The sequence below is a fragment of the Candidatus Parvarchaeota archaeon genome (genome assembly GCA_016866895.1).
GTDB lineage: Archaea > Micrarchaeota > Micrarchaeia > Anstonellales > VGKX01 > VGKX01.
In genome coordinates this window covers 1-9675 of the sequence record VGKX01000029.1, presented here as the reverse complement: position 1 = coordinate 9675, position 9675 = coordinate 1, and the positions used below count along the sequence as shown (strand labels likewise).

Here is a 9675-nt window from a genome sequence, read left to right as displayed (position 1 = left end):
TGTTGCGGACAATTCCTCAAGGGCTGATTTTATTGCAGCAGACATGATTGCCCAGCTTGAGCATGGACCGGATTCCGCTGCCATTGTAATAACGACAAACGAACTTGCAAAAAAAATACCGCAAGAGATTGAAACCCAACTCGAAGGCCTGCCCAGAAAAGAAATCGTTCTGGCAAGCCTAAAGAATTCCGCAATTCTGACAACTGAATTTGCTTGCAATGAGGACATAGTCAAGGTAGCGTCTGCTATAAACAATTATGCCCCCGAACACCTGGAAATACAGACGGGAAAGGCGATTGAAAGAAGGCTTATGAAGCTTGTGAAAAATGCCGGTGCAGTTTTCCTTGGGGAAAACTCCTGCGAGGCGTTTGGGGACTATTGCGCAGGCTCAAACCACGTGCTGCCAACAGGGGGAAGTGCCAGGTTCTCATCTGGCCTGTCAGTTGCAAGCTTCACAAAAATCATTGAAGTAGTGCAGGATTTTACACCAAAAATTGGCGTTCTTTCAAAAAATACCGCAGTGCTTGCAAGAGCAGAGGGGCTTGAGGGGCACGCAAGAAGTGCCAAGAAAAGGGAAATAAAGCGGTGAGAATTCATGGGAAAAAAAATTGACATTGAAAAGCTGGCAAGAAAAGCAGTTGCACAGCTTGAGCCATACACGTGCGCCAGGGACTTGTACAAGACTGCCGAGGCGTTTATGGATGCAAACGAGAATGCGTTTGGATGCAGCTTTGGCGGAAGGGATGGGAAAGCGGCTTTAGAGTTTGGGGTTGAGCTTAACAGATATCCCGACTCTGACCAAAACAGATTGCGCGATGAGATTGCAAGATATGCTTGCGTGAAAAGGGAAAACATACTTGTTGGCAATGGCTCTGATGAGATAATCGACCTGTGCGTGAGGGCGTTTGTGGAGCCTGGTGAAAACATAATATCAGTCGAGCCGGGCTACTCGATGTATGGCGTTTGCGCCAAAGCCCAGGGTGGAATTGTAAGGCAGGTGCTACTTGACTCAAGATTTCAGCCGAATGTAGGTGAGATAATTGGAGCTAGCGATGAAAAAACAAAGATTGTGTTTCTAGTTTCCCCAAACAGCCCTGTTGGCGCGCCTGTGGAAAAAGCCACGATAGAGGAGCTTGCAGGGAAGACCAATGCAATCCTATTTGTTGACGAGGCTTATGTTGAGTTTGGGGGGGAAAGCGTTGCGGCGCTGGTTGACAAGTACGAAAATTTGATTGTTTCAAGGACTTTTTCAAAGGCTTGGGGCCTTGCAGGCTTGCGTGTCGGCTATGCGATTGCAAGTGTGAAGACAATTGCACTACTTCGCGGCCTCAAGCCCCCATATAATGTGAATTCGCTTTCAGCGGCACTTGTCACCAAAGCACTTGCTGAGGGCAGAGGCGTGATGGAAGAAAACGTGGCGAAGATGAGAAAGGAGAGGGAAAAGTTGCGCGGCGGGCTGGAAGAATTGGGATTTATTGTATATCCGACAGTGTGCAACTTTCTTCTTGCAAGACCCCCGCTTGGCGCAAAAACCGCAAAGAGAATGCAGCAGGAGATTGCCGCAAAGGGCATGATAATACGCGACAGGTCATCAATGCCAATGCTCCAAAACACATTCAGGATAACTATTGGCACTGAAGAGGAGAACGGCAGGCTAATTGAATGCATAAGGGGGATTGTTTCAAAGGGAGGAGGCTATGATTGCGTGCTTTTTGACATGGACGGGGTGCTTGTGGATGTCCGCAACTCCTACAGGGTTGCAATTGAAAAGACTGCAAATGAGTGGTTTGCAAGAAATGGGGGAAGGGAGCGAGTTTCGCAAAAAGAAGTTAGCGCGATTAAGTCAATTCCCGGATTTAATAACGACTGGGATGCCGCATTTGCAATTGTAAGGGCTAGAGGGAGCCTTGAGCTGATAAAAAGCGCCTTGCCGCTTTCAAGAGATGAAAAGGAAAGCAAACTGTATTTGGGGTTGAAGGAAGTTTTCCAAGAATTTTACCTAAATGGTCTGATGCAATGCGAGCCTGCACTTGTGGCAAAGGAAACGCTTGCAAAGCTTTCTGATTCTGGATTGAAAATAGGGATAGTGACAGGCAGGCCAAAGGCAGAGGCAGAGTTTGCGGTGAAAAACAACGGATGGGAGTCCGTATTTCCATTTTCCTGCATTGTCGCACTCGAGAATTGCGACGAGGAAAAGCCCTCGCCAAAGCCGTTGCTGCTTGCTGCCAAAAAACTTGGCGCAAAAAACCCGATTTACATAGGCGACAATGTTTCTGACCTAAAGGCATGCAAGGCAGCAGGCATTCCATGCGTGATTGTTGGCAAGGCTGTTGCTGGCGACTGGAATGTGGAAAAAACTGATGAGATAGTTAGGATGCTAGGAAGATGACTTGTGAGTCAATGGCTCATGACTGGAGGTCGTGGGTGGGAATATGCTGCTGGTGATTTTTTTATGGGCAAGAGAATCGGAAAAATTGTGCGAAAGACAAAGGAAACTGACATTAGCTTGGAAATTGACATTGATGGCTCAGGAGAATCCGAAGTTTCAACAGGGATTGGATTTTTTGACCACATGCTTTGCGCATTTGCAAAACACGGCCTGTTTGACCTGAAAGTTAAAGCAAAGGGGGACTTGGAAATTGACCAGCACCACCTTGTGGAGGATGTTGGGATAGTGCTAGGGCGGGCGGTGGAGCAGGCCCTTGGAGACAAAAAAGGAATTGGAAGGGCAGGCAGCTTTGCATTTCCGATGGACGAGACGCTCTCGGTTGTGTCAGTTGACTTTGGCGGCAGGGCATACCTGAACTTTGACGCCAAATTTGAGCGCGAGTTTATTGGGCAGCTGCAGTCCGACCTTGTAAAGGAGTTTTTCGCCGGCTTTGTGCAGGGGGCCAAGTGCAATTTGCACATCAGGCTTCTGTACGGCGGCAACGACCACCACAAGTGCGAGGGCATTTTCAAGGGGTTTGCAAAGGCGCTTTCGCAAGCCTGCTCCATAAACCCCAGAGTGGCAGGCAAATTGCCCTCAACAAAAGGAAGCATTGAGAAATAAGAGTTAGGCAGGGCAAAATGGGGGAAATTGTTTGAGGAATATAAAAAAATTATTGAATTTGGAGAGGGGTTTTGAAAATGGAAAGAAAACAATTGAGAATAGCGCTTCCAAACAAGGGCAGGCTTGCAGCCCCTTCAGTGGAGCTTTTGAAAAAATGCAACGTGAAGATAGAGAATGGCACAGAGCAGCGAAAGCTCTATGCAGGCACATCAGACCCTGAAATAGAGGTGATATTTGTCCGCGCAGAGGACATTCCCGAGTATGTTGAGCGGGGGGCAGCTGATGCCGGCATCACCGGGGAGGACTTGGTTGCAGAAAAGTGCGCCAAAGTGCGGATTTTGGCAAAACTTGGATTTGGAAAGTGCAGGATTGCAATAGCGGGAAAGCAGAAAATTGGCATAAAGGATATTTCTGGCAAGACGATTGCAACAAAGATGCCAAATGCGACAAGTGAATTTATGAAGAAAAATGGGCTGAAGGCAACTATCTTGCCTGTCAAGGGCGCAACTGAGATTGCCCCTGGCATGGGCATTGCAGACCTGATTTGCGACCATGTGTCAACAGGGGCGACTCTGGCTGCAAATTCGCTTGTTGAAATTGCAACTGTCATGGAGTCCGAGGCTTGCCTGATTTGCACAGACGGGCTTGCCGGAAGGAAAAGGGAGATTCTGGACGCGCTTGCATTGATGGTTTGGGGCACTAACGAGGCGGCAGGCAAAAAGTATGTCATGATGAACGTGTCTGAAAAGGACATTCCAAGAATTGTGCAGCTTGTGCCAGGCATGCGCTCGCCAACAATAATGCAGTTGGCCGCAAAAGGCGAGTGTGCGCTGCACACTGTAGCAGATGCAAAAACCCTGCCTGAAAAAATACGGAGGCTAAAGGAGCTTGGCGCAAGGGACATACTTGTCCTTGGCATTGAGCAGATAGTTAGGTGATTGAATGGCACCTGGAAAAAAGGCAGACGAAGGGCAAATTGTTGGCGTGCTTGATTATGGCATGGGCAATCTGGCTAGTGTTAAGGCCGGCCTGCTGCGTGCTGGAGCAACAAATGTTGAGATTGTAAAAAATGCAGGGGAGATAGGCAATTGCGATGCGCTTGTGATACCCGGCGTGGGCGCATTTGCAGCTGCAATGGAAAAAATATTGGGGATGGATGCCACGGATGCAATAAAGGCATTTGCAAAATCAGGAAAGCCAATTCTTGGCATCTGCCTTGGCATGCAGGTATTGTTTGAAGAAGGGGAGGAGGGGGGAAGGCGAAGGGGGCTTGGATTAATTGAAGGCAAAGTCAAACTGCTTGAGGATGCGCCAAAGCTGCCGCAAATTGGATGGAATGCAGTAAGTACAAATGCGGATGGGTTGTGGAGCGGGATTGGAAATTTGCCCTACTTTTATTTTGTGCACTCGTATGCGTGCTTTCCCGAAAATAAAGGTGACGTGATAGGAACGACTGCTTATGGCGATGTGTTTGCAAGCGCTGTGAGAAGGGAAAATGTAATCGGGGTCCAGTTCCACCCTGAAAAAAGCGGGGCTGATGGATTGAAGCTTCTGAAAAATTTTTTGGAAATGGTAGGGAAAAGTGAATGATTTTGCAAAAAACGCAGACAACAAAAAGAATGGTTAAGGTGCAGTAGATGGACGTAATTCCTGCAATTGATTTGCTTGAAGGCAATGTGGTGAGGCTTGAAGAGGGAAAGCGGAGCAGCGCAAAGGTATATTCGAAAGACCCGCTTTTGCAGCTTGAAAAGTTTGCAGGCGAGGGAGCCTCGATTGTGCACGTGGTTGACTTGGATGCCGCATTTGGAACCGGCAACAACAGAAGAATAATCGGGATGCTTGCAGCAACGGCAAAAACCAGGGGCGTTGCACTTGAGGTTGGCGGCGGGATAAGGAGCCTGGATGATGCAAAAGAGTTGGTTGGCTGCGGAGCCGCAAGGCTTGTGCTTGGAACTGTTGCAACTGATGAAAAAAAGCTTGGGGAGTTTGTTTGCGCGTTTGGCAAAAAAATCTGGATTGCACTTGACATGGATGATGGGGCGGTTATGGTCAAAGGCTGGACACAAAGCGCTGGCATCGGGCTTGACAAAATGCTTGACAGGATTGCAAGAAGCGGAGTTGGTGGAGTGATAATAACCGACATTTCAAAGGATGGCATGCTTGGGGGCATTTCAGGCGGATTTTACACAAAGATAAAAAAATCTGCTAAATTCCCAATTGTTGCATCAGGAGGGGTAGCTGGAATTGATGATATTGCAAAGCTAAAGGAAGCCGGAGTTGACGGGGTGATTATTGGCAAAGCATATTATGAGGGAAAAATTGGCTTGAAGGATGCGATTGAGGCAGCAAGAGAAAATTGAATGGGCAGGGCGAGATTGCTGGAATAACTAAATTGGAATAAATGAAGCTTGATTGGTGCCATTTTATGCTTGCAAAAAGGATTATACCGTGCCTTGATGTTAAAGATGGAAGGGTTGTCAAGGGCGTGAATTTTGTCGGCCTGAAGGATGCGGGAGACCCAGTTGGGCTGGCACTTGAGTATTCAAGGCAAGGGGCTGATGAAATAGTATTTCTTGACATTGCAGCAAGCAATGAGGGGAGAAAGGCAAGGCTTGAGTGGGTGGGAAATGTTGCAAAGGCACTTGACATACCATTCACTGTTGGCGGGGGAATTGGAAGTGTTGATGATATCAGAGAGCTGTTGCTTGCCGGGGCAGATAAAGTGGCTCTCAATACCTCGGCTGTTCTAAATCAGCAGCTGATAAGCGCCGGGGCTGCAGCTTGTGGCTCGCAATGCATTGTTGTTGCAATAGATTCAAAGTTCAATGGAAAATTCAACGAAGTTTACATTTATGGGGGTAAAAAAGCCACAGGGATTGATGCAATTGAGTGGGCAAAAAAATGCGCGAGGCTTGGGGCTGGGGAAATTCTCCTGACTAGCATTGACAGGGACGGGACTGTGGCTGGATTTAATGTTGGGTTGGTAAGGGAGGTCTGCAGTAAAATCGGCATTCCTGTGATTGCATCAGGGGGAGCGGGAAGAATGCAGGACTTTTATGAGGTATTTGCAGATGCAGGGGCTGATGCGGCGCTTGCGGCAAGCGTTTTCCACTACGGGAAGATAAAAATTCCTGAACTGAAAAGGTATTTGAAGGGCAAGAGCATAGAAGTTAGAGGATAGGTAATATATTGGAATGAAAATGGGAATGAAAATGGGAATGGAATAGACTAGTTTGATGGTGTGATGGATGGCGGCAGGAAAAAAAGGTGCAATAAATTCTGGAAGGGCAAGCAGCCTCATGCCCCTTATTGTTCAAGACAGGCAGACAAAGCAGGTGCTCTCCCTTGTCTGGGCAAATAAGGAGGCTGTTGCAAAAATAAAGGAGACTGGGTTTTTATGGCGCTACAGCAGGCAGTTTGGGAAGGTCATGAGAAAGGGCGAAACTTCAGGCAACGTGCAGGCAGTGAAAATGCTGCTTGAGGATTGCGACAGTGACGCGCTTTTGGCGGTTGTTGACCAGATGGGAAACTGCGCCTGCCACAAGGGAGGTTGGACCTGTTTTGAGGCAAAGAAGGGCAGGGAGTGGGGGTTCTTTGACGAGCTTATCGGAGTTATCAGGGAAAGGAAGGAAAAGCCAATCGCTGGCTCTTACACATCAAAGCTTCTTGCTGACAAAAAGGAGATTGGAAACAAGCTAAGGGAGGAGGCAGCCGAGCTTGAGGAGGCGGTATTGGTTAAAGAAGATAGGGAAGTGGCCTGGGAGGCTGCCGACCTTCTTTATTTTACACTTGTTGCACTTGAAAGCCGCGGCATTGACATCCAAAAAGTGATTGAGGAGCTGAAAAGACGGAAAAAGTGAGAAATGAAGTTTTTGATAAGCCACAATCCTTTTTATCCTTTCTAGTTGCAATCTTCTTACTTTCTTTTGCAGGGGTGGCGGAGCTTGGTCAATCGCGCCAGACTCAAGATCGCCCTGATTGGGCAGCAAAACCGAAACTTGGAGTATTGAACTTCAAGGATAGGAAATCTGGTCGCCTAGCGCGTACGCAGGTTCAAATCCTGCCCCCTGCAAATTCGAGCGAAGCGAAAAATTTGTGATGCTTTGGGCGCAAGCCCAAATGTCACCTGCATTTTTGCTTGCAAAATGCAGACCAGTTAGTCCTGGCAACTGCTAATCATCAATATTAACCTTCCCATTCAACAATCGTTACATGGGCGTCAAAAAGGTTTCCGAAAGCCTCATGAAGCTGGATGATTACTATGTTTTCTATATAGGCCTTTTTATTGGAGCTTTTTTTGCATTCGTAGGCTTAACTTTTGTAACCACTCAGAACCTATTTGGTGGAGTTGTTTTTGTTTTAATCGGAATTCTGACAATGGCAGTCGTCAAAAAAACCACCATCGAACTTGACAAACAAAAACGCACACTTGCCGTAAAAATATTTTCGCTTCTTGGCTCAAAAAAATTCGAGTACAATCTGCAGCAGATAACAAAAGTGCAGCTTCGCTACTTGCCAACGCACTCTTCAAGCAATGACCTTTGTTTCATCCTTTCTGATGGCAACGTGCTCTCATATCTCAACATTGTAGGTGAACCGACTGAAGCAACGCAGATTTCCCAGTTTCTCGGAGTCCCATTCGAGACGCAGGGGCCGCCTTCTTCCCAGCAGGCAGCAGACATGATGAAACAGACTGCTGAATATTGGGGGCGGAAAGCCGCAGAACAGAAAAAAATGGATGAAAAACAATTGCCGTAAAAAGGAAATGACATGGATGCAAACCGGCTTTCATTCAACAATTATCTCGGTGCGTTACCTAGAGTATTATTTGGAGCCATATTCATGACTGTGGGCGCGGGTATTTTTTTTGGAATGCCATTTATTTCGTCTCATGCCTCTCCGTTTGGGCTCATGTTCGTTCTTGCTGGCACAGTGGTCGTCTTCATGTACACCATTCGTTCAGTTTCCACTGACAAGACAACCGCCACACTCACCTATTCCTACTGGTCCATCCTTTCAAGAGGCTCTCTTTCACTGCCATTTGCCAGCATCTCTTCGATTAGATTCACAAAAATTTATATTCGCAGGAAAAAAGGTGGCCGATGGGAAGCTCACACTGTTTTCAAGCAACAAGATGGAAATGAACTTGATGTGCCACAAGCAATAGGCAATCAGGACGATGCAAAAAAAATCGCGGACGTGATAGGCGTTCCGTTCACCTACGACAAGCCGCCTTCTCTAGTGGATGTTTTTGGCTTAGCAGGCAGTGCGATTTCGGCAGGGATGCATAAATACCAACAGGAAATGGAAAAACAGCCAAAGGAATGATTTGTACCTATGATGAGACTTGGGCACTGTTTGTTCAGTGCTTTTTTGGCCGTACGGGCAAGTGAATCCAACCATTTCAAGTGTAGGGTGGCAGCCTTTTGCAGCTCAAAAACCCAAAGAGTATACAGGTGAAATAAAAGTTTGTGGTTTGAAAGTTTTTCAGACATACTAAAAATTCATCAGCCTCTAGCATCATGCTTGGGTTGTGCCCTGGATTCGACCCCCTTTCCTTCTAAAACATCGGCTTCTTGCCACACATCTTTTAATTACATAAGGCAGAAAAAGAACTTTGTAAGGTGCTTGATTGAAACATGCAAAGGAGTTGCTGCAGCTTGCGCTAACAATTCTTGCAATAGGCGCAGTGGCATACCTGTTTGATTTTGACAGGATTGTATCTGTGCTTGCAGGAGCAAAACCAACATACATATTGGCTGCCCTTGCCTGTTATGTTGGCATCAATTTGTGCATGGCCTACAGAATCAAAATTCTTATTGGGGGCATGGGTACAGATATTGGCTACAGGCAGGCCGTCATGTCCCATTTTGCCGGCATGCTTGCATCTGATTTCACGCCGGCGCGAAGCGGCTACTTTGCAACCGCATTTGCCCTGTCCAAAAATGGAGCCAGCATGGGCCAATCGATGGCCGCCATACTTGGGCCGCAAATCTTCGACTTTTCACTAAAGGTGGTTGCAGGAAGCGTGGGAGTTGCCTTTGTTGCCCTCGCATTCGGGCTTGAAGGCGCTGCGCTGGCAGGAACGGTTCTTGGGATTCTTGCAGTGCTTGGCATGATAGTCATTGCAATACTCCTGGTTTTTTCAAGCAGGTTTCTGGGTTATTTCAGGGAACTTCTTGCCAGGCTGCCTTTTGGCGCAAGGGTGTACGGGATTTTTGAATCAATGCAAAAGCATTCCGGGGTTGTGAAGGAAAAAATTGGGTTTGTGCTTGGCCTGATGCTAATAACATGGGTTTTGAAGGGCCTTGAGTGGATGTTTTTGGCCCAGGCAATCGGCATGGAGCCGGCGTTTGCCTATCCTGTCTTCATTTTCTACATGTGCCTGCAGCCGCTTGTAACTATTCTTCAGTTCGTGCCTTTCCCAACCCTTGCCGGAGCAGGCTTGTCTGAAGCCGGCGCAGTAGGAGTTCTGTTCTTTTTCGGGGTTGGCGCGCCGCAGGCAGCAGCCTTTGCCCTGCTCACGCGCGGCTTGATGGTATTTGTCGACCTGATAGGACTTGCACAAATTAGGCGACTTGATTTGGAAAAAATCCTTGAGTCAAGGCATTTTTAGTGCAGAA

11 protein-coding genes and 1 tRNA gene are annotated in these 9675 nt (G+C 47.4%); all 12 read left to right on the top strand.

Annotated features, from left to right (window positions below):
• Positions 1 to 589 (top strand): histidinol dehydrogenase (locus tag FJZ26_01995; GenBank protein ID MBM3229177.1); only part of this gene is annotated, 589 nt, incomplete at its 5' end.
• A 6-nt stretch (positions 590 to 595) separates the two neighbouring features.
• Positions 596 to 2389, top strand: coding sequence for a histidinol-phosphate transaminase (gene hisC / locus FJZ26_01990; protein MBM3229176.1), 1794 nt, complete (start codon positions 596 to 598; stop codon positions 2387 to 2389).
• 63 nt (positions 2390 to 2452) lie between these two features.
• Positions 2453 to 3052: an imidazoleglycerol-phosphate dehydratase HisB gene (hisB, locus tag FJZ26_01985; protein ID MBM3229175.1), complete on the top strand. Its 600-nt coding sequence runs from the start codon at positions 2453 to 2455 to the stop codon at positions 3050 to 3052.
• A 77-nt stretch (positions 3053 to 3129) separates the two neighbouring features.
• Positions 3130 to 3990, top strand: a complete 861-nt coding sequence (locus tag FJZ26_01980; protein ID MBM3229174.1) for an ATP phosphoribosyltransferase — start codon at positions 3130 to 3132, stop codon at positions 3988 to 3990.
• A 37-nt stretch (positions 3991 to 4027) separates the two neighbouring features.
• The gene (gene hisH, locus FJZ26_01975; GenBank protein MBM3229173.1) at positions 4028 to 4642 is read left to right on the top strand and encodes an imidazole glycerol phosphate synthase subunit HisH; all 615 of its coding nucleotides are present in this window, start codon (positions 4028 to 4030) and stop codon (positions 4640 to 4642) included.
• Positions 4643 to 4689: 47 nt separating this feature from the next.
• Complete coding sequence (locus FJZ26_01970; GenBank protein MBM3229172.1) at positions 4690 to 5412, top strand: 1-(5-phosphoribosyl)-5-[(5-phosphoribosylamino)methylideneamino] imidazole-4-carboxamide isomerase; 723 nt, start codon at positions 4690 to 4692, stop codon at positions 5410 to 5412.
• 65 nt (positions 5413 to 5477) lie between these two features.
• Complete coding sequence (gene hisF, locus FJZ26_01965; GenBank protein MBM3229171.1) at positions 5478 to 6233, top strand: imidazole glycerol phosphate synthase subunit HisF; 756 nt, start codon at positions 5478 to 5480, stop codon at positions 6231 to 6233.
• Positions 6234 to 6300: 67 nt separating this feature from the next.
• On the top strand, positions 6301 to 6912 hold the full coding sequence (gene hisE / locus FJZ26_01960; protein ID MBM3229170.1) for a phosphoribosyl-ATP diphosphatase: 612 nt from the start codon (positions 6301 to 6303) through the stop codon (positions 6910 to 6912).
• Positions 6913 to 6980: 68 nt separating this feature from the next.
• A tRNA-Leu gene (locus FJZ26_01955) sits at positions 6981 to 7124 on the top strand.
• A 140-nt stretch (positions 7125 to 7264) separates the two neighbouring features.
• Positions 7265 to 7810: a hypothetical protein gene (locus tag FJZ26_01950; protein ID MBM3229169.1), complete on the top strand. Its 546-nt coding sequence runs from the start codon at positions 7265 to 7267 to the stop codon at positions 7808 to 7810.
• Between the two features lie 153 nt (positions 7811 to 7963).
• Positions 7964 to 8380, top strand: a complete 417-nt coding sequence (locus FJZ26_01945) for a hypothetical protein (GenBank protein ID MBM3229168.1) — start codon at positions 7964 to 7966, stop codon at positions 8378 to 8380.
• Positions 8381 to 8684: 304 nt separating this feature from the next.
• A complete protein-coding gene (locus tag FJZ26_01940) occupies positions 8685 to 9668 on the top strand; it encodes a flippase-like domain-containing protein (protein ID MBM3229167.1) in 984 nt (327 codons plus the stop codon).
• Positions 9669 to 9675 lie beyond the last annotated feature (7 nt).

Bases quoted from the DNA above. Each gene is read 5' to 3' on its own strand.
- hisC (MBM3229176.1), top strand. From the start codon at position 596: ATGGGAAAAAAAATTGACATTGAAAAGCTGGCAAGAAAAGCAGTTGCA.
- hisB (MBM3229175.1), top strand. From the start codon at position 2,453: ATGGGCAAGAGAATCGGAAAAATTGTGCGAAAGACAAAGGAAACTGAC.
- FJZ26_01980 (MBM3229174.1), top strand. From the start codon at position 3,130: ATGGAAAGAAAACAATTGAGAATAGCGCTTCCAAACAAGGGCAGGCTT.
- FJZ26_01970 (MBM3229172.1), top strand. From the start codon at position 4,690: ATGGACGTAATTCCTGCAATTGATTTGCTTGAAGGCAATGTGGTGAGG.
- hisF (MBM3229171.1), top strand. From the start codon at position 5,478: ATGCTTGCAAAAAGGATTATACCGTGCCTTGATGTTAAAGATGGAAGG.
- hisE (MBM3229170.1), top strand. From the start codon at position 6,301: ATGGCGGCAGGAAAAAAAGGTGCAATAAATTCTGGAAGGGCAAGCAGC.
- FJZ26_01950 (MBM3229169.1), top strand. From the start codon at position 7,265: ATGGGCGTCAAAAAGGTTTCCGAAAGCCTCATGAAGCTGGATGATTAC.
- FJZ26_01945 (MBM3229168.1), top strand. From the start codon at position 7,964: ATGTTCGTTCTTGCTGGCACAGTGGTCGTCTTCATGTACACCATTCGT.